21 protein-coding genes and 1 tRNA gene are annotated in these 17,674 nt (G+C 52.6%); 10 read left to right on the plus strand and 12 right to left on the minus strand.

The features are described 5' to 3' along the window. Positions 1 to 26 precede the first annotated feature (26 nt). Complete coding sequence (locus J0L72_04020; GenBank protein ID MBN8689944.1) at positions 27 to 587, minus strand: hypothetical protein; 561 nt, start codon at positions 585 to 587, stop codon at positions 27 to 29. A 127-nt stretch (positions 588 to 714) separates the two neighbouring features. Here J0L72_04020 and guaA point away from each other — a divergent pair, with 127 nt between their 5' ends. Then, positions 715 to 2,247, plus strand: coding sequence for a glutamine-hydrolyzing GMP synthase (guaA, locus tag J0L72_04025; GenBank protein ID MBN8689945.1), 1,533 nt, complete (start codon positions 715 to 717; stop codon positions 2,245 to 2,247). Here the strand turns inward: guaA and J0L72_04030 are convergent. The 5 genes from J0L72_04030 to J0L72_04050 are packed head-to-tail and all read right to left on the minus strand — an operon-like array spanning position 2,239 to position 6,396. Further along, positions 2,239 to 2,958, minus strand: a complete 720-nt coding sequence (locus J0L72_04030) for a 16S rRNA (uracil(1498)-N(3))-methyltransferase (GenBank protein MBN8689946.1) — start codon at positions 2,956 to 2,958, stop codon at positions 2,239 to 2,241. The two genes, guaA and J0L72_04030, sit on opposite strands and share 9 nt — an antisense overlap. Next, a complete protein-coding gene (prmA, locus tag J0L72_04035; GenBank protein ID MBN8689947.1) occupies positions 2,931 to 3,764 on the minus strand; it encodes a 50S ribosomal protein L11 methyltransferase in 834 nt (277 codons plus the stop codon). The genes J0L72_04030 and prmA overlap by 28 nt, the downstream gene beginning before the upstream one ends. Further along, on the minus strand, positions 3,764 to 4,900 hold the full coding sequence (gene dnaJ, locus J0L72_04040; protein MBN8689948.1) for a molecular chaperone DnaJ: 1,137 nt from the start codon (positions 4,898 to 4,900) through the stop codon (positions 3,764 to 3,766). The genes prmA and dnaJ overlap by 1 nt, the downstream gene beginning before the upstream one ends. Positions 4,901 to 4,916: 16 nt before the next feature. Further along, the gene (rpoZ, locus tag J0L72_04045; GenBank protein ID MBN8689949.1) at positions 4,917 to 5,420 is read right to left on the minus strand and encodes a DNA-directed RNA polymerase subunit omega; all 504 of its coding nucleotides are present in this window, start codon (positions 5,418 to 5,420) and stop codon (positions 4,917 to 4,919) included. A gap of 37 nt (positions 5,421 to 5,457) precedes the next feature. Continuing rightward, complete coding sequence (locus J0L72_04050) at positions 5,458 to 6,396, minus strand: glycine--tRNA ligase subunit alpha (protein ID MBN8689950.1); 939 nt, start codon at positions 6,394 to 6,396, stop codon at positions 5,458 to 5,460. Between the two features lie 62 nt (positions 6,397 to 6,458). On the opposite strand from J0L72_04050, the gene J0L72_04055 reads away from it, so the two are divergent. From J0L72_04055 to J0L72_04065, 3 genes are all read left to right on the plus strand, one after another. Continuing rightward, the gene (locus J0L72_04055) at positions 6,459 to 7,088 is read left to right on the plus strand and encodes a hemolysin III family protein (protein MBN8689951.1); all 630 of its coding nucleotides are present in this window, start codon (positions 6,459 to 6,461) and stop codon (positions 7,086 to 7,088) included. Further along, complete coding sequence (gene add / locus J0L72_04060) at positions 7,085 to 8,128, plus strand: adenosine deaminase (protein MBN8689952.1); 1,044 nt, start codon at positions 7,085 to 7,087, stop codon at positions 8,126 to 8,128. The genes J0L72_04055 and add overlap by 4 nt, the downstream gene beginning before the upstream one ends. A gap of 88 nt (positions 8,129 to 8,216) precedes the next feature. Beyond that, positions 8,217 to 9,902, plus strand: a complete 1,686-nt coding sequence (locus J0L72_04065) for a multicopper oxidase domain-containing protein (GenBank protein MBN8689953.1) — start codon at positions 8,217 to 8,219, stop codon at positions 9,900 to 9,902. Positions 9,903 to 9,914: 12 nt separating this feature from the next. Here the strand turns inward: J0L72_04065 and J0L72_04070 are convergent, their stop codons facing one another. From J0L72_04070 to J0L72_04085, 4 genes are read right to left on the minus strand one after another with little or no spacing between them, the layout of a single operon-like run. Continuing rightward, positions 9,915 to 10,211: a hypothetical protein gene (locus J0L72_04070; protein MBN8689954.1), complete on the minus strand. Its 297-nt coding sequence runs from the start codon at positions 10,209 to 10,211 to the stop codon at positions 9,915 to 9,917. Between the two features lie 13 nt (positions 10,212 to 10,224). Next, the gene (locus tag J0L72_04075) at positions 10,225 to 11,067 is read right to left on the minus strand and encodes a hypothetical protein (GenBank protein MBN8689955.1); all 843 of its coding nucleotides are present in this window, start codon (positions 11,065 to 11,067) and stop codon (positions 10,225 to 10,227) included. Between the two features lie 51 nt (positions 11,068 to 11,118). Next, complete coding sequence (locus tag J0L72_04080; GenBank protein MBN8689956.1) at positions 11,119 to 11,322, minus strand: hypothetical protein; 204 nt, start codon at positions 11,320 to 11,322, stop codon at positions 11,119 to 11,121. A 47-nt stretch (positions 11,323 to 11,369) separates the two neighbouring features. Next, positions 11,370 to 12,641: a serine hydroxymethyltransferase gene (locus J0L72_04085; protein MBN8689957.1), complete on the minus strand. Its 1,272-nt coding sequence runs from the start codon at positions 12,639 to 12,641 to the stop codon at positions 11,370 to 11,372. A gap of 59 nt (positions 12,642 to 12,700) precedes the next feature. Here J0L72_04085 and J0L72_04090 point away from each other — a divergent pair, with 59 nt between their 5' ends. From J0L72_04090 to J0L72_04100, 3 genes are read left to right on the plus strand one after another with little or no spacing between them, the layout of a single operon-like run. Further along, positions 12,701 to 13,480, plus strand: a complete 780-nt coding sequence (locus J0L72_04090; protein ID MBN8689958.1) for a class I SAM-dependent methyltransferase — start codon at positions 12,701 to 12,703, stop codon at positions 13,478 to 13,480. Next, entirely contained in the window at positions 13,477 to 13,878 is a 402-nt protein-coding gene (locus J0L72_04095) for a hypothetical protein (protein MBN8689959.1), read from the plus strand. Before J0L72_04090 ends, J0L72_04095 begins: the two co-directional genes overlap by 4 nt. A gap of 42 nt (positions 13,879 to 13,920) precedes the next feature. Beyond that, positions 13,921 to 15,684, plus strand: coding sequence for a heparinase II/III family protein (locus tag J0L72_04100; protein MBN8689960.1), 1,764 nt, complete (start codon positions 13,921 to 13,923; stop codon positions 15,682 to 15,684). 5 nt (positions 15,685 to 15,689) lie between these two features. Here the strand turns inward: J0L72_04100 and J0L72_04105 are convergent. After that, positions 15,690 to 15,762, minus strand: a tRNA-Ile gene (locus J0L72_04105). A 35-nt stretch (positions 15,763 to 15,797) separates the two neighbouring features. Beyond that, positions 15,798 to 16,085 carry a hypothetical protein gene (locus J0L72_04110; GenBank protein ID MBN8689961.1) on the minus strand — a complete coding sequence of 96 codons (288 nt, stop codon included), beginning with the start codon at positions 16,083 to 16,085 and terminating at the stop codon, positions 15,798 to 15,800. 131 nt (positions 16,086 to 16,216) lie between these two features. Here J0L72_04110 and J0L72_04115 point away from each other — a divergent pair, with 131 nt between their 5' ends. From J0L72_04115 to J0L72_04125, 3 genes are all read left to right on the plus strand, one after another. Beyond that, positions 16,217 to 16,579: a CBS domain-containing protein gene (locus J0L72_04115; protein ID MBN8689962.1), complete on the plus strand. Its 363-nt coding sequence runs from the start codon at positions 16,217 to 16,219 to the stop codon at positions 16,577 to 16,579. An 11-nt stretch (positions 16,580 to 16,590) separates the two neighbouring features. Beyond that, positions 16,591 to 17,046 carry a thioredoxin-dependent thiol peroxidase gene (gene bcp / locus J0L72_04120; GenBank protein MBN8689963.1) on the plus strand — a complete coding sequence of 152 codons (456 nt, stop codon included), beginning with the start codon at positions 16,591 to 16,593 and terminating at the stop codon, positions 17,044 to 17,046. A gap of 204 nt (positions 17,047 to 17,250) precedes the next feature. Beyond that, the gene (locus tag J0L72_04125; GenBank protein ID MBN8689964.1) at positions 17,251 to 17,652 is read left to right on the plus strand and encodes a hypothetical protein; all 402 of its coding nucleotides are present in this window, start codon (positions 17,251 to 17,253) and stop codon (positions 17,650 to 17,652) included. Positions 17,653 to 17,674: the final 22 nt, after the last annotated feature.

Below are 17,674 nucleotides of genomic sequence, written 5' to 3' on the forward strand. Positions count from 1 at the left end.
TGCCGCCAAGGTTTGGATAGAGGGATTTACTTTGCGATGTTTGCGATCGCTGCGTTCAATGACTTGAGGCCATCGGAGTCAGCTTTCAAATTGACCATCGTGTTGGCAACTGTCCAATCCTTGTACACGAACACGGTGTTCTTGATGGAACCATCGGTGTTGATCTTGTACTGTCGAACAGCTTGGTGGTTTGGCGCGATGAGAGCCATAGAAACATTCTTGAAGCTGTGAGTCTTTGCCGCTGCCTTGAGCTTGGTGGTCCAGGCTGCTTGCTTGTCTTCTGGCACGATGAAGACCATCAGAGCCTTGAACTCCTTGCTGGCGTACTTCGACATCGACTTTTCGAGGTCATTTGCAATTGAAAATGCGTTTGTGTCTGAATCGCCGTTCAACCAAACTTGAACCTGTGGTCGATTCTTGAAGGTGCATGGGAAGCAGTCTGTGGTGTCAGCCAGTGCGCCAACGACGTGCTTTGGATGGAAAGGCGAAACGCGGTCGCCCTGGGCCAAACCAGACTTCGGCGAACCTGCAATAGCGACGGTGGCAATCGAGAGCACTGCCAGAGAACCGATCATTAGCTTATTCATATCTTTATCCTAGAAGCGCCCTTTGTTGAGCACTCAAGTAATAATAGGCAGAAAGTCGTTTCAGAGTTCCCAGTTGCAGTCATTTTTGCTGACCCTATTGAACTTGTAAGGCAAAAAGCCCCAAAATTTGGTCTTGAAACACCAGACCTGCTTAGTGATAGATTTTGGCGGCCAATACAGCCAATTGATTGTGCGGCGGGTTCGTGAGGCCGGAATCTACAGCGAGATGGTCTCCTGGGACAAAGCCGCAGAGAAGATTGCCGAGCTCAATCCTCATGCTTTGATCCTTTCTGGTGGACCAAATTCTGTTCACGAATCAGGCTCCCCTACGTTTGATCCTTCCCTTTTTCAGGGTCGCCCAGTTCTTGGCATTTGCTACGGCATGCAACTGATGGCGCATCTGCTGGGAGGAAATGTCGCTCCTGCGGAAAATCGCGAATACGGCCGCCGGCATCTTGAATCCGTGAAGAAAGGTTCTCTGCTCGAAGCGATGTCCGGCGATCAAGTTTGGATGAGCCACGGCGATCAGGTGATGAATGCCCCCACCGGATTCTCGACAATCGCATCCACAGAATCCTGCCCGATATCGGCGATTCAAAGCGATTCAATGCCATGGGCGGGGGTCCAATTCCATCCTGAGGTCACGCACTCGGTACACGGAAAGGAGATTCTTCGTCGATTCCTATTCGATATCGCTGGCTTTAGTGGAGATTGGTCGAGCGATTCGTTCATCAACGATTCGATTGCCAGTATCCGTGAACAAGTCGGTGACAAGCGGGTGCTGTGCGCCGTGAGCGGAGGGGTGGACTCCTCGGTCGCTGCGGCCTTGCTCACCAAGGCGATAGGCGATCAACTGATATGCGTCTTCGTGGACCATGGATTGCTCCGGAAATTCGAAGCCGAGCAAGTCATTGAACAGTTCACTGGTCATTTTCACCCGAAGCTCGTCGCGATCAATGCCAAAGATCAGTTTCTGACCGCTCTCGCGGGAATCAGTGACCCCGAACAAAAGCGCAAGACCATCGGTGCCGAGTTTGTCCGCTGTTTTGAAGAGCATGCCGAGGAACTCCAAGGCTGCGACTTTTTGGCACAAGGCACACTCTATCCAGATGTGATCGAATCTGGGTCGAGTACCGCGGCCAAAATCAAAACACACCACAACGTGGGCGGATTGCCAGATTGGATGAAACTGAAGGTAATTGAGCCGCTGCGCTGGCTGTTCAAAGACGAGGTTCGAGCAGTCGGAAGAGCGCTGGGGCTACCCGACGAGATGGTCGACCGCGAGCCCTTCCCTGGCCCTGGCCTTGGCGTGCGAATCCTGGGGGAGGTCACGGCGGACAAAATCAAGATGGTGCAAGACGCTGATCACATCTTCCGTCAGATGATCCGGGAGAACGGCCTTCGCCCAGGGATTTGGCAAAGCTATGCAGCGGTTCTTGATACCAAAACAGTTGGGGTGATGGGCGACGGACGAACGCATCAATATCCAATCGTCCTTAGGGCAGTCCAGAGCGAAGACGCGATGACAGCGACCGCCTTTCCGTTCCAGTTTGAGTTCCTTGAGGTTGTCGCCAACAGGATTGTCAACGAGGTTCAAGGGATCAATCGAGTGTTCTATGACCTCACAAGCAAGCCGCCCGCAACGATCGAGTTAGAGTGAGAGCGCAATGGCGCAGGCTGTTACCGCCGCGGTATCAACGCGCAAAACCCTTGGGCCTAATGTGACGGCGAACGGGTCGATGAGCGCAACTTCGCGCGGCGCCCACCCTCCTTCTGGTCCGATCACGAGATTCGCCTCGGAAACTCCATCTAGTGCTTCAGAAAGGGTCTTCGAGATCTGATCGCCCTCGCTGAGAACAATGGTCGAGCCAGGCTGATCGAGGACCTCCTTGACGCCGCTCATCCATCGAATTTTTGGGTATTTGGCTCGGAAAGACACCTCAGCCGCTTCGATGGCGATAGATTGGAGCCTTCGGGTGCGATCGGCCTTTTTGTTGCCATCCCAGCGAACCACACTTCTGTCCGATTCAAAGACGGTGATGCTGGCAACCCCAAGTTCAGAAGACATTCGAACAATCTCTTCCAGTTTCTCGGGCTTGGGCATGGCTTGATACAGGTGAATGTTTCGAGCCGATTCAGTCGGATGATCAAAAATCTCGAGCACCTTCACTTGGCGACCTGCCATCTCGCAACGCATGATTTGACCGTTGTTTGGCAACACCGCGACTTGGGCGCCGGAGCGAAGTCGCAGAACGTCGTGAAATTTCTTGAATTCGTGCGGTGGGAGGTCGATCAGATCGCCGACTTCGGCAGGAATCTCGATAAAGACTCTCGGAAGAGATCTTAGCGGCGGAACACGGCTGCTATCCATTCTCCCTCCTGGAGATTCGATTCAAATTGAAATCCTTGTTTTTCGGCAGCCAATTTGACATCTGGCCAATTGGCTTCGATGATTCCGCTCACAATCCATACTCCACCTTGCTTGACCGCGTTTGCGGCTGCAGGGGAAACACGAATGAGCGCCGCGCTGATGATATTGCTCAGCACAAGATCAAATTGCTGACCGGGTAGCAGATCGAATCCCATTCCTAGGTGTACTGGGAATTCGACATGGTTCCGTGTGGCGTTTTCCCGCGAAACATCCACGCTCATCTCGTCATTGTCGACCCCGACCACACTCTTTGCGCCGAGTTTACAAGCCGCGATGGATAGGATTCCACTGCCGCAGCCGATGTCAGCAACCGTCTGGTCCTCTACGGATTGTTGTTCGAGAAGCTCAAGGCACATCCGGGTTGTCGGGTGATCGCCAGTCCCAAACGCCTGTCCGGGATCAAGTTCGATCACCACATCGTCTGGCGAGGCTTCAAATTCTTCCCAATCGGGCTTAACGACAATTCGCTTGCCGATACGCCGGGGCTTGAAAAATCGCTTCCATGCGGAGGCCCAATCTTCTTCTTGAACATCGTGAATTTCAATTGACGACGCGCCTGCAGACTTCAAGTCGGCCACGAGTTCATCAACGCCTTTGCCCTCGTAGAGGTAGCCGCCCAGAGTGGCTGGATGGTCGGTCTGAATGGTGCCCTGGATGCCGTGGTCTTCAAAAACAGTTGCGATTGTCGCCCAATCCTCGGGAGGATTTTCGAAACATGCTTTCACCAGAGTCCAAGTCGCGTTCATTACTTCTTTTTCTTGCCGAAGAGGCCACCGAAGAGGTTGCCGCCTTCTTCGGGCTCGGGCTGTCGCTCTCCGGCGAGTTCTGCGAACTCTCGAATAAGCTTTTCCTGCGCGGGCGAGATGTCTTTTGGAATCTTAACGACCAATTCAATGTGCATGTCGCCGCGCTGAGTGCCATGAACACGGGGCAGCCCTTTGCCCTTTTGCCGGATGACATGACCAGACTGCGTGCCTCGTGGAATCGCGACGCTCAGCTTCTCATCGATTCCATCGATTTCGATCTTGTCACCAAGGATTGCTTGAGCAATGCTGAGCTCGGCGCGAGTAGCCACTTCCGTTCCTTCGCGTTCAAATCGTGGGTCGTGGGCGACATTGGTCACCACAAACAGGTTGCCATTGATGCCGCCACCGGTTCCCTGCCCGCCTTCGCCCTGATACCGGATGGTGCTTCCGTCGTCGACTCCTGCAGGGACCTTGATGGTCTGTTCTTTGCTGACCATCGTGGCGCCGCGACCATTGCATCCCTTACACTTGTTCTTGATGATCTGGCCCGAGCCTTGGCAGGATGGGCATGTCGTCGCAGTGCGAACTTGCCCGATGAAAGTGTTTTGAACTCGGGTGACCTGACCTGAACCCTGACATTGGGAACAAGTATCAGGCTTTGCGCCGCCTTCCGCGCCAGTGCCTTTACACTCATCGCAAGCTTCGGATCGTCGGAAGGAGATCTTCTTTTCGGCACCGGTGAGAACCTCTTGCAGTGTCATCGAGACGTCAACGCGAACATCTTCGCCATCACGACCTCTTCGTGCTCTGCTCTGAGTCTGTCCCCCGGCCTGGCCAAAGAACATGTCAAAAATGTCGCCGAATCCACCGGCTCCTGCGCCACCGAAGAAGTCTCCGCCAGGAGGCATCTGTTGATCATCGGTGACTCCGTATTGGTCGAACCGTGCCTTGCGCTCAGAATCGGAGAGAATTTCGTACGCTTGTTGTACTTCTTTGAATTTCTCTTCTGCTCCGGAGTCGCCCTGATTGACGTCTGGGTGATACTTTCGCGCTAGTTTGCGATAAGCTGATTTGATCTCATCTGGCCCGGCGCTTCGAGAGACGCCAAGAACCTCATAAGGATCTCGCTTTGACATATGCCCTTGCTACGAATCAGTCTTCGGACTCGTCGTCGTCGGCTTCGCTCTCTTCCTTCTCGGCGATATCCGAAAGGCTGAGTGTGTCCTCGCCGGTGTCTGCGACGGTTTCGACGGCCAAATCTTCGCCCATCAGATCAGAAAGCGATGCAGCGTCTGCGTCGATTTCTTCTTCTGGATCATCAGCGCCAAGCCCATGAACACCCAAGATTTCTGCTTCAGCTTCGTCCAGAGCTGGCAACAAGATTCCAAGTTCTGCACCAGTGGTATCGATGATTTCCAAGTCCATTTCTTCGATTGCGGTGTCTGGGTCGGACTTGAGAACCGGCTTGATCTTTCCGGCGGCGATTTCGGCGAGCGCGATGCTCAATGGGTGGTTGCTATCAATGCGTACAAGAGGAGGCGCGCCATCCTTAATTTGTTTGGCACGCTTTGCAGCCAAGTTTGAAAGCACAAACTTGCCGTATTCGGTGTTGTTCAGGATGTCAGGAGACGGGAAAATGCTGCCACTTGCGTTCATGCGAATTCGACAGTCTACCCCTTCCGCACTCGCAGAATCAAGAATTTTCGTATTGCTGCAAGTGCTTTTTACAGCATTCTCGAATCCGTGCCCGTATACGGTTGATGTACGCAGCCCGCTCGGTGACGCTGATCGCTCCCCGCGCATCCAGGATGTTGAAAATATGCGAGCACTTTAGAGCCAAATCGAGTGCCGGATAAACCAGGGATTCGGCGCCTGGTTTCTTGCCTTCCCAGTCGGCCACGCTCATGTTCGAAGTCAAAATTTCGAACTCGGGGTCCCACTTGACGGGAGTGTTGATAACGCGCTGGCTCTCGGCTTCGTACAGATCGAACATTTGGTACATCATCTCAGTGGAAGCCACTTCGAAGTTGTACACGTTGTGCTGCATTTCAAGTTCAAATTCGGTGTCTTTGTACGTCAGCTCGTCGTTCCACTGTAGATCACTCCAGAACGAGTTTTGGTTGTTGAGCATCAGGCAGAGCCGCTCAGGACCGTAGGTGATTTCTGCACAAACCGGATTGCACTCAAAACCGCCCATTTGTTGGAAGAAGGTGAACTGCGTGACTTCCGTCCCGTCAACCCATACTTCCCAACCCACGCCTGCGGCTCCAGCGGCCTGGCTCTCCCAGTCATCCTCGACCAGCCGAATGTCGTTCTTTTTGGTGTCGAATCCAATCGCGTTGAGCGATTCCATGTACAGGTCAACAATGTTGTCTGGACTGGGCTTCATCACTACCTGGTACTGGTAGTAACGCTGGTTTCGCATTGGATTTCGCGTGTAGCGACCGTCTGCCGGCCTTCGCGAAGGCTGTACATACGCCACGTTCCATGATTCAGGACCGAGACAACGTAGCGTCGTTGCAGGGTGCATCGTACCGGCTCCGACTTCGACGTCGTAGCCTTGCAAAATGGCGCAACCCTTGCTTGCCCAGAAGGTGTCTAACCGCTGAATGATCTCTTGGAACGTGACCATGAACGGCGATAAGGGTACCTTTTTGCTTTGAAGTCGGTTTGCGGTTGCGGTATCCTCTCGTAATGGCCAAGCCCATCCGAGAACCCTTCAACACCGTCTCCCACCTCGTTGGAGCGATTGTCGTCGGTATCGGTGTTTTAGGCTTGTGTATCGCTTTTCGCCACAGCCCCATCGCTTGGATCAGCTTCATGGTATTTGGACTGGGCTCAGTTTTTCTCTACTCCTCGAGCGCGGCTTATCACTGGACAGAGAATGTTAAGCCGTTCCTGCAGCGCTTGGACCACGCCGCGATTTTTGTGATGATCGCTGCTTCATACACGCCAGTCGCATTGCTTGCGCTCGACCATCCATTGAAGTGGTGGGTGCTAGGTATCGAGTGGGGAGTCGCTTTGGTTGGCCTCCTGTGGACTCTGATCATCGGGAAACCACCAACGGCTGTCCGATTGGTTTTGTACACCGTGCTTGGCTGGCTGATCTTGCCCTGGACGCGTGAAGTTCTCAACAATACTTCCCTGTTGACCTTCGCACTGTTGCTGCTGGGGGGACTCAGCTACACCATTGGGATTCTTTTCTATGCGCGAAAGACGCCATGGTTCCCAAAGACCCGCATTGGCAACCATGAGGTTTGGCACGTGTTTGTTCTCGCCGGGACCGTGTTTCACTACGCGATGTGCTGGAGTTTGCCAGCATGATTTCAGGTCAAGAATCCAAGCCGATGACCGCCGCTGAGTTCTTCTTGAAGATGCCCAAGGTGGAAATCCACGTTCACCTCGAAGGGGCAACCAGTTCAAAGACAATCTGGGAAATGGCTCAGCGAAACGGAGTCAAGCTCCCCGCAGAAACCGAATCTGAATGGCGGCAATTTTTCGATTACCGCGATTTCGAGCATTTTGTCCAGGTCTACTGCGCCGGGACAGCAGCGATGCTCACGCTTGATGATTGGTCGCTAATGATCGATCGATTCATGCAGGAGCAAGCGCGCCAGAACATCATCTACTCCGAAGTTTTCATCTCGGCGTCACATCATCTGGATCGCCACAATTGGGCCGATTGGATCTCCGTGATGAAGGATGCTTTGGAAGCCGGGAAAGAAAAGTACGGCGTCTCAGCGGCATTGATTCCTGATATCTCCCGTGAGATGCCAGCAACCCAGGGGCGCGTGCTCGATTTTGTCCTTCAAGCCCAAAAGGCAGGAATCGCAATCGGAATTGGACTAGGCGGCGTAGAGGCCGACTTCCCACCGTCCATGTTTGTTGAGACGTACAAAGAAGCGAGGGCAAACGGCTTGCACTCATTGGTACATGCAGGTGAAACCGCCGAGCCAGATTCGATTCGCCAGGCAATTGATCTCTTGGGCGCGGAGCGCATTGGACATGGCGTTCGAGTCCTCGAATCCGAGGAACTAATCCAAGAACTCGCCGAGTCCAAGATTCCGTTCGAAGTTAATCCAACCAGCAACTACTGCATCGGAGTCACCAGCAAGGACGCACCGCACCCGATTCACGAAATGAATCGCCGAGGATTGCAAGTGACGGTGAACTCGGACGACCCAGCAATGTTCAACACTTCCCTCACTTCCGAGTACGAGTTATTGCATAAGCAAGGAATGAGTATTGACGAATTAGTAAAGCTTGCAGCAAGGGGCATCAAGTCGACATTTGCCCCCGATTCTGTCAAAGAGAATCAATTGCAACAATTGCGTCAATTTGAACTTAGTTTCTCTGTGAACTAGTGTTTTTGTCGGGTTCTTAAAGAACTAATTTTCACTCGATGCTGTCTAATAATTGGGGCGACGCGCTTTGTGGCCCGCAATTTGCATCATGAAGGGAGTGAGAAGTATTGTTTTTGGTTGCCTTTTGGCGACAACAGGAGCGATTTGGGCGGCGACACTTGATCCTGCAACCCAAACCGCTTTTGTCAACAAACTTACTGCTCCCCCTGTGATTGATGCTCGTGGTGGCGGGCACTTTGTCATTCCGATCATCTCGTATTCCGCGAATCTCGGCGTCAAGAGTCCAACTCTCGGCACTCCGATGAGTACGCCGATGTATTGCTACGACGGGGTTTTTCCGGGCCCGACCATTCTGGCCAAGAAAGGTGTTCAAGCCACCTTTGAATTCCCAAACATGCTCGTTGACGGAAACAACAGTCCGATTCCACACATGTTCGGCGTCGATCGCACGCTGCACTGGGCGAATCCGCTCAACCAACCCAACACGACGGGCGGTTACACAGGCCCGATTCCTACCACGGTGCACCTTCACGGCGGCAAACTCTCACCGGAGAGCGATGGGCATCCCGACTCTTGGTATACGCCAAACTACGCCATCACCGGGGGCGAGTTCGCTAGCCCGATCTACGTTTATCCAAACAATCAACAAGCAGCAACTCTTTTTTATCATGATCACTCGCTCGGCATGACCCGCCTAAACGTTTATGCAGGAATGGCTGGGTTCTATTTGATCCAAGATTCGACCAGCGAAAAGCTGATCATGAACGGGTCTCTGCCTGGCCCAGATTTTGATTTGCCGCTCCACATCCAGGATCGTGAGTTCAATGACGACGGCACGCTCCAGTGGCCCTCTACGGGCGTCAACCCGAACCCAACGTGGAACCCGCAGTTCTTTGGAAGATTCATGCTGGTCAACGGAAAGGTCTGGCCTTACCACAAGGTGCAACCCAGAACCTATCGTGTGCGATTGTTGAACGCGTGCGACTCACGATTTTTGAATCTGAGGTTCAGTAACAACATGAGCTTCACTTTGATCGCTTCCGATCAGGGATTCTTGCCCGCTCCAAAAACGGTCAGTTCCGTTCTACTCGCTCCAGGTGAAAGAGCAGAGGTACTAGTCGACTTTGCAAAGCTGAAGTCGGGCGCAGTGACCCTGACCAACGATGCCAAGGCACCGTATCCGAACGGGACGAGTCCGAACGCCGCTGTCGAAGGTCGCATCATGAGGTTCCAGTTAGCGCGCGAAGAAGATCTTCCGAAAGACACCTTCGTCCCTGGGAAATTCGAGGGAATTCCTCGCCAGACACTGTCAACCACATTGCCCGTCCGAAAGATCGTCCTTGGGCAAAAGACGGACGTCTTCGGACGCGCAGAGCATTTCTTGGGAACTGCGTCTGCTGGCTATCTGCGCTGGCAGGACCCCGTGACCGAGTTGCCGCAGCTTAACTCCACCGAAATCTGGGAGATCTACAACAACTCAAATATCGGGCATCCGATCCACCTGCACTTGGTGGCATTTCAGTTGCTCAGTCGGCAGACTTACTCGGCGACCGTTTATAACTCGACGGGCATCATGACAAACGTTGTTCTGACCGGGACGCCGTCGTCACCGGGGCCAACCGAGACCGGATGGAAGGATACGATTTACGCACCGCCGAGACAAGTCACGCGCATCATAGCCAAGTACGACATCCTAGGCAATTACGTGTTCCATTGCCACATGCTATCGCACGAAGATCACGACATGATGCGGCCGTTCACGGTCGTCCCGTAAACATCGGCTGAACTAGTTTCCAGCGCTGGCTTCGTCGGCTTCGGCTGCGTTTTCGCCGGCTTTGTTGCTCGCGTTCTTAGCTGCTTTGACGGCAGACTGGTTGATTCCGCCTCCACCGCTGTCGAGATCCGGAGTGCCAGTGACTGGTGTTGCCGATCCTGCTCCCATGCCTGGTGTTGAAATTCCGCCCGAGTTGTCACTCGTGGCTGGCGCATTTTCGGTGTTTGCTGCGGCTTCTTCGGTCGGCGCCTGGCTGCAACCAATGCAAAGCACGAGCGCGAAGATGGGCAGAATCAGTTTCTTGATCATCGCTCTTGTTTTACTACTTTTGCAACTCAGGAATCCACGCGGTAGTTCGTCCGGCAATTGTTTCCCGGCGAATCGGCTTGCCAAGCCAGGTTTCAACACCGCGATTCCCACCCCACCGCGCATGGAACAGCCAATCCTTCGGATACTGATTTTCGTCTGCACCGCAATCCACCGCCGTACGAACAATCTGTTGCAATGCGGTCCGGAGCGATTCAACTTCACTCTGTGAGAGTGACTTTGCGATCCTTCCCGGGAAAATTTGGGCTTGATAGCAAACTTCATCGGCGATCCAGTTCCCGACTCCAGCGAAAACCGATTGGTCCAACAACACGGCTTTTAGTGGCGCCGCTCTTCGTTGCAAAATGGCGTGCAGTTCGCTTGCCGATGGAATCTCGGATAAACAATCAAAGCCAAGTTGTAGGATTTTTGGCTCGAGGTTTGGGCGTGGACCGAGCCACATCCGAGCGAGTCTCCTGCCGTCTGTAAAGGCGATTCGATCGCCCATCTCCGAAGTCAAGAGCATTTTGAGGAATCTCGGACGGCCATTTTCGTCATCGAGTGGCATCTTGCCGTGCTCTTTGAGCCGAATCGTTGGAGCGTCCATTTGGCGAACCCAACCTGTCATTCCGAGATGCCCGTAAACGACAACATCGTGCCCGAGGTCGATCCACCAAGTTTTGCCTTTCCTGCCGATGGCAGTGGGTTTCGCGCCGTGCAAGACTTCAATAAAGGCTGAAGCGGGGCGTTTTTGAAGCAGAATCGCGTCTTCTGGAATCTCGACGTCAGTGATTGTGTGCCCGACCAAGACGCGCTCCATCGTCCGGCGGACTGTTTCAACTTCGGGCAGTTCTGGCATAAAAAATGGAGTGGTCAGTTGACCACTCCATTTTGATACGTGATGCCGCGCTTAGTTATCGCCGTCGACTGCGTCTTTGGCCTTCTCGACCAAATTCTCGGCGCCTTCTTTGGCGTCCTGAGCGACGTCAGCAATCTTTTCCTTCGCCTCTTCAGCGAATTCGCTCAGCTTGTCGCCAGCTTCGCCAGCCAATTCCTTCGCCTTTTCCACAGCTGCTTCGGCAGCATCCTTCAACTTATCCAATGGGTTTTCCATAACAATCTCCAGTTTATCTTGTCGCGCGACTTAGAATCTTCGACTCATCACACATGAACAGGAAATTTCTTAGTGAGATCAATCACTTCGGCCTTCACTGCATTCAAGACATCTGAATCCGAGGGACTTTTCAGCGCACGAGCTATTAATGACGCTATTTTTACCATCTCTGTTTCACGCATTCCGCGCGTCGTGACGGCCGGAGTTCCGAGCCGGATTCCAGAAGTCACGAAAGGCTTTTCGGGGTCATTTGGAATGGAGTTCTTGTTGGTCGTGATGTTGGCCTCATCCAGTGCAATTTGGGCGACCTTGCCCGTAATGCCATATGGGCGCAAATCGACGAGCATCAAATGCGAATCAGTACCTCCGCTGACGATTCGGAATCCTTCCCCGATCATCGCCTCGGCCAGAGCGTGGGCATTCTTCTTGATTTGGGATTGATAATTCTTGAATTCGGGCTGAAGTGCTTCACCGAAGCAAACTGCTTTTGCCGCGATGACATGCATCAGCGGTCCGCCCTGGATTCCGGGGAAAACGCTCATATTGATCGGCTTGCAATATTCTTCGTCGTTCCAGAGGATCATCCCGCCGCGAGGACCGCGTATGGACTTATGAGTCGTGCTGGTGACAACGTGGCAATGCGGCACCGGATTTGGATACTCGCCAGCCGCGATCAGGCCGCTGTAATGACTCATGTCGCACATGTGCAAGGCGCACACTTCATCGGCGATTTGCCGAATCTTCGCAAAGTCGAAAACCCTTGAATATGCGGTTGCGCCGCTGACGATGATTTTTGGCTTCGATTCGAGTGCGATTCGGTGCATCTCGTCATAGTCAATCGTTTCAGATTCAGCATCTACACCATAAGCGGCGATGTTGTACATCTTCCCGGTGAAGTTCACTGGCGATCCGTGTGTGAGGTGCCCACCGTGCGCCAAATTCATCGCCATGAGGGTGTCGCCAGGATTCATGAATGCAAAGTACACCGCCATGTTGGCTTGGGCTCCGCTGTGAGGTTGGACATTAGCGAAATTCGCGCCGTACAGCTTGCAAACCCGCTCGATCGCCAAGTTCTCGACTTCGTCCACAACTTCGCAACCGCCGTAATACCGCTTGCCCGGATACCCTTCGGCGTACTTATCTTGTAGCACCGACATCATGGCTTCCCGCACGGCGAGGCTAGCGATATTCTCGCTCGCGATCAGCTCAAGATTATTCTCTTGCCGGTTCGATTCTTTTTGAATCAAGTCAAAGACGGCAGAGTCGGATTGCGACAGAGGCCGTCTGTGCGCCGAAAAGTTTGGAGATGTGGCGGACATGCCTTTATTATAGGCCCTGCCGATGGGCGGTATCCTTCTCGGTAATAACCATGGTGAGCTTGGATAAGAAAAAACTTGCCGCGCTTGAACAAAAGATCTTGTTGATGCGCGAAGAAAAATTTGAAGGGCTTCCCGAAAAGCACTTGTGCTTTACGAATGAATACATCGGCTACCATTCGCGGCGATTTGCGACACTCGCGCTGATTCTAGAAGAGCTTGGCATCAACTCCAGTTCAAAGATCCTGGATGTCGGTCCCACCTTCACCGCGTTGTTCTTTCACCGGCAATTCGGTTGCACGGTCGACGCACTCAGCTTTTCACCCGACGAAGAGACGCCGTTTGGATTCAATTACCAATTTGATTTGAATGATTCCCAGTTCGAAGACCAGTGGCGAAAGGATATGCCGCAGTATCCAGTGGTTGTCTTCGCGGAGGTCATCGAGCACCTTTATACTGCGCCGGAAGTTGTTCTGAAATTTCTTGCCTCGCTAACAGAACCGGGCGGAGTCATCATTTGCCAGACTCCGAATCCTTTGGCGCTGCGAAAGCGCATACAGCTTTTGGCAGGTCGGCATCCTTTCGAAGAAATCAGCTTAGAGCGTGGCTCGCCAAACCACTATCGAGAAAGCACCCTGAAAGAACTTGTGCGATACGGCCAAAATGCGGGTCTGGAGATTGCGCACGCCGGGCACTACAATTACTTTAATCCGACCTACCGCCAAAACGAGGCAAACATCTCGCCAACCATGGGCAAGCTCTTCTTTAAGCTCAGCGACCGCTTGCCAGGTTCGATGAAGCCCAATTGTATGGTGATCTATCGCAAAAAGTCGACACGATGAACCCAGAGATCGAGCGTAGAAATCAAGTTATCTCCAGCCTGTTAGAAGCGATCGCGGATAATCGGACTATTAAGTTGCCTCAGTTCGACCCGAGCTTGCCCCAGAGCCCGTTAGCAAACACCGTCGCTCTCATTGGGCTTGAGCCGAATGACTATTGTGGTCACTTTGGCGAGATGCGTTACCAGTTTGAAGGTGAAGAAGACTTACTGCATTTGATCGTCACGCGCATTGATGGCGACAAGCTTTCCCCAAAGGAAGCGCAAGAAGTTGCGGCGTTACTATTCGACGGAATCCCAGTCGCTCTGATACGGTTGCATCCTGGGGTTTTTAGCCAGCATTTCTATATCGGGCACGACGATGTGGAACGATATGTCACCCGGCAAATAGACTCGATTTAAAATTTTCCCCAATTTGGCACGTTGCTTGACCTTAGGTCAGGCATGCGATTGAATGTTCTTCTCCTGAGTTTGGCCCTTGGCACCGTCGCCAATGCGCAGATCATCAAGCCTCATCCACGCGTGATCCTCGGTGGAACCACACTCGTCGCAGATTCAAACTTCCTCGCACAAAACGACTATCAGATCCTGCGAAACGAGAACATTCGTCAAGCAGATCGCCTTCTCGGTGCACAGCCACGCCAATACCAAATCATCGAAGGTAGTTTGCTAACCGTTTCCCGAGATGTCCTCGCCAACACTTTGACGCTGTCGATGGCTTACCGCTTAACTGGGAACGAGATGTATTCTCAGCGGGCAAAGGTTGAGCTTTTGAATGCGGCTGGCTTCCCAGATTGGTTCCCTGGCCACTTCTTGGGTACGGCTGAAATGACTGCAGCAATGGGAATCGGTTACGACTGGCTCTACCCGACGCTCACTGAAGCTGAGCGAACCAAGATTCGATACGCGATTGTGATGAAGGGACTTCAACCAGGCATGAACGAATTCACCGGTGGATCGGACTGGGCACGTGGTTCGCACAACTGGACTCAAGTCTGTTCTTCTGGATTGACCCTCGGTGCGCTGGCTGTTTATGACGAAGAGCCACAACTGGCTGCAAAGATCATCAACTTCAGTACCAAGGCGGCTGCTCGAACAATCAGGGATTACAAGCCGAGTGGAATGCCTAGCGAAGGCCCAGTTTATTGGCGCTACGGCATGAACTTCCACACCATGATGAGCCGGTCTTTGGAACTTTCTTTTGGTGCGAACCGATGCATCCTTAAGGACAAAATCTACGCCGAAACCAACAAGTACCCACTGATCATTCAGGGCTCAACCGGCATGAACTTCAACTTCGGTGATGCGAGCAGCTCTTTCTATGCACCAATCGCAAGCCTAGAACTCAGCCGAATTCACAACCAACCAAGTATTGCCAGTTGGGCAACTCAGGCTGCGGTTCAAACTGCCACCTCTCAAGTCGAGTGGAGCGAAGAAAACCGATTGATGCCGCTGTTCGTGGCATGGTACTCCGCACCAGGCATCGCTCGAACCACGGAACTTCCGCTGGACAACGGTTACACTGGTCAGCAATCGGTGGTCACACTCCGCGGCAAGTGGAATGATTCCAACGCCTCATTCGTGGCGATCAAGGCTGGCACAAACGGTACTCCTCATGGTCAACTCGACCTTGGTTCCTTTGTCTACGAAGCAGGTGGAGTCCGATGGGCGATCGACTTGGGCAAGGATAAGTACTCGCTGCCAGGCTATTTTGACGTTGCCAACGGTGGCCGATGGAAGATATTCCGAAACCAAACTGCGGCACACAACACCCTGACCTTCGGAACTCCAAATCAATCGCCAACCGGTCGGTCGACCATGGCACAAGTTCTTTCTGGCCAAAATCCAGTCGTAAACGTCAGCCTGACTGCCGCTTACCCACGAGCAGCAAAGTCCATCGCACGAACCTTCTTGTTCAAGAACCGCGAAGATTTGATGATCACTGATTCAGTGGATAACTCGGTGAATGCCTGGAGATGGGCGATGCTGACCCGAGCTTCGATCGAGAATTCGGGTCGAACGGCAATCCTGAAACAAGACGGCAAGACGCTCAAAGTCGAAATTGCAGAAGGCGCAGGACAATTTGCAGTCGTCGCAGCAACTCCATACACAGCGGCTGAGAACCAGAATGAAGGCGTCCAGATGTTGACGATCCAAATGCCAAAGGGTTCGAGCAAGCTAAAGGTTAACTTGAGTCTAGTGCGGTAAAAAAGTGGGCCAGGTGGGAATCGAACCCACGACCAAGCGATTATGAGCCGCCGGCTCTAACCTCTGAGCTACAGGCCCGCACTCGATGAATGATCATACCCGTTCGGGTTCTATCAGACGGTACGGTCTATCGGGCTCAGCAGGCTCTTGAACAGCCTTGAGAACTGTGTGCTCTTCGAGGTTTGAACAGGTGCCTTTTTCAGAATCTCGAACAGTTCAGGACTTGCGTCCATCACCAGCTCAAGCTGGGCTTGGATCAGTTTAGGATCATTCTCGAACTTGCCGTACCATCCGCAGATAAAGCACTCGCATGTGGAGCGCACGTTGAGCGTTCCACAGAGCGGGCAGGCCTTGAGCCTTCGCTTCATCATTTTCAGATTTGTTGGTGACAAGTTCGACATCTTCTGCAATCCCAAAGTAATGTTCGGAACGATTCTGCGGCCGCAATACCTGTCAGTACTCTCAGTTTTGCAAGAAGTTCATAATAGAGCCATTCATGACGCTCCGCGAAATCCTGCACGCGCATATTCCTATGCTACGGACATACTCGACGATTCGAGATGCCGTTGACAAAATGGACATCTACCAATTCCCTGCGCTGGTTGTCGTGGATGAGAACGAAGTCCCTCAGGCGGTGATTACGGAGGGGGACATCGTGCGCGCAAGTCAGACCCAAGGCGGTGTCCTGAAGATCGGCAAAGAACCTGTAATGTCATTTGCCTCGCTCTCGCCAACAACAGCGAGCATTGATGCCGAAGTGAGCGATGCACTCTTGACGATGGTATCGAGCGGGCTCACGATTCTCCCCGTGGTTGAAAATGGCCGACTGATGGGTGTCGTTTTAAGGGTTGATTTGATGCAGGCAATGCTGATGGACGACCACTTTGACGCGTAATTAGGATTGATATGCTAATCGAAAACCAGCCTTTCCCAGATTTCAAGTTGCTCGATCAGAACGGTGATGAAAAGATGCTGTCTGATTTCGAAGGCAAGCCTGTAATCTTTTACTTCTATCCGAAAGATGACACCTCTGGATGCACTGTAGAAGCTTGCGAATTTAATGAATCGCTGCCAAAGTTCTCTGGCGCAACGGTCGTTGGAGTGAGCCCTGATCCAGTCAAGTCGCATCGCAAGTTTGCAGAAAAGTTTGATCTGAAGTTCACTCTATTGGCAGACGTCGATAACCAACTATGCGAAGCAGCCGGGGTTTGGGTCGAAAAGTCGATGTACGGCAAGAAGTATATGGGTGTCGAGCGCACAACCTTCTTGGTGGATGGCGAAGGAGTCGTTCGGCAAGTTTGGAACAAGGTGAAGCCGGCCGGCCATGCAGAAGAAGTGCTAGCCGCAATCAGTAAGCTGTAACTTCCCTTCAAGTCTACCGCGGCATCGCGCACTCGTACGCGTTAAGAATAGATTCACACTTGTGTCAGCTTGTTGTCGTCTATCTGGTGCAGTGAGAGTCGCGGTCGGCTTTGGTTGAAGAATCTTTACAATTTTCAAAAGTAATAGTGACATTGCGTATTCTTTGTGCAATAATCTGGTACTAGATATAAAGGAGTCAACCCATTGTCTAATAACGTTGAAAAAATCACCAAAGCTCTTAAGCTAAAGGCTAACCCAAAAACTAACGTCCTCACCTTGAAAGTCGGCGCAAAGAAATACACTCTTCCGTTCGAAGTGCGCATGCTTAGCTCGGAATCTAACGTTTTCGTTCACATCCCACCAAGCGCAATGCTGTTTAAGGTCGAGGGTAAGGAAATCAGCCCAGTCGAAACCGATGCTGATGCTAAGTCAGCCCAGGCATCCTTCCGTAAGGGTAGCCGAACTGGTGCCAAGCGATCGACCAAGACTGCAGAAATTCCTGCCGAAGTCATGGCCGCTCTGAGCAAGATTCCAGCAGGTCACAAGCTGGCATTTGATGCAAACGGCAACCCACGATTGGTCAAAGCTCGCAAGCGACGCGGCTAATTCAGAAAATTCGACTATGAAA

The organism is Armatimonadota bacterium (assembly GCA_017303935.1).
Lineage (GTDB): Bacteria > Armatimonadota > Fimbriimonadia > Fimbriimonadales > Fimbriimonadaceae > JAFLBD01.

Bases quoted from the DNA above. Each gene is read 5' to 3' on its own strand.
- J0L72_04110 (MBN8689961.1), bottom strand. From the start codon at position 16,085: ATGTCGAACTTGTCACCAACAAATCTGAAAATGATGAAGCGAAGGCTC.
- J0L72_04030 (MBN8689946.1), bottom strand. From the start codon at position 2,958: ATGGATAGCAGCCGTGTTCCGCCGCTAAGATCTCTTCCGAGAGTCTTT.
- J0L72_04020 (MBN8689944.1), bottom strand. From the start codon at position 587: ATGAATAAGCTAATGATCGGTTCTCTGGCAGTGCTCTCGATTGCCACC.
- dnaJ (MBN8689948.1), bottom strand. From the start codon at position 4,900: ATGTCAAAGCGAGATCCTTATGAGGTTCTTGGCGTCTCTCGAAGCGCC.
- add (MBN8689952.1), top strand. From the start codon at position 7,085: ATGATTTCAGGTCAAGAATCCAAGCCGATGACCGCCGCTGAGTTCTTC.
- J0L72_04075 (MBN8689955.1), bottom strand. From the start codon at position 11,067: ATGCCAGAACTGCCCGAAGTTGAAACAGTCCGCCGGACGATGGAGCGC.
- rpoZ (MBN8689949.1), bottom strand. From the start codon at position 5,420: ATGAACGCAAGTGGCAGCATTTTCCCGTCTCCTGACATCCTGAACAAC.
- J0L72_04070 (MBN8689954.1), bottom strand. From the start codon at position 10,211: ATGATCAAGAAACTGATTCTGCCCATCTTCGCGCTCGTGCTTTGCATT.
- J0L72_04065 (MBN8689953.1), top strand. From the start codon at position 8,217: ATGAAGGGAGTGAGAAGTATTGTTTTTGGTTGCCTTTTGGCGACAACA.
- J0L72_04100 (MBN8689960.1), top strand. From the start codon at position 13,921: ATGCGATTGAATGTTCTTCTCCTGAGTTTGGCCCTTGGCACCGTCGCC.
- J0L72_04080 (MBN8689956.1), bottom strand. From the start codon at position 11,322: ATGGAAAACCCATTGGATAAGTTGAAGGATGCTGCCGAAGCAGCTGTG.
- J0L72_04055 (MBN8689951.1), top strand. From the start codon at position 6,459: ATGGCCAAGCCCATCCGAGAACCCTTCAACACCGTCTCCCACCTCGTT.
- J0L72_04095 (MBN8689959.1), top strand. From the start codon at position 13,477: ATGAACCCAGAGATCGAGCGTAGAAATCAAGTTATCTCCAGCCTGTTA.
- prmA (MBN8689947.1), bottom strand. From the start codon at position 3,764: ATGAACGCGACTTGGACTCTGGTGAAAGCATGTTTCGAAAATCCTCCC.
- J0L72_04085 (MBN8689957.1), bottom strand. From the start codon at position 12,641: ATGTCCGCCACATCTCCAAACTTTTCGGCGCACAGACGGCCTCTGTCG.
- J0L72_04050 (MBN8689950.1), bottom strand. From the start codon at position 6,396: ATGGTCACGTTCCAAGAGATCATTCAGCGGTTAGACACCTTCTGGGCA.
- bcp (MBN8689963.1), top strand. From the start codon at position 16,591: ATGCTAATCGAAAACCAGCCTTTCCCAGATTTCAAGTTGCTCGATCAG.
- J0L72_04115 (MBN8689962.1), top strand. From the start codon at position 16,217: ATGCTACGGACATACTCGACGATTCGAGATGCCGTTGACAAAATGGAC.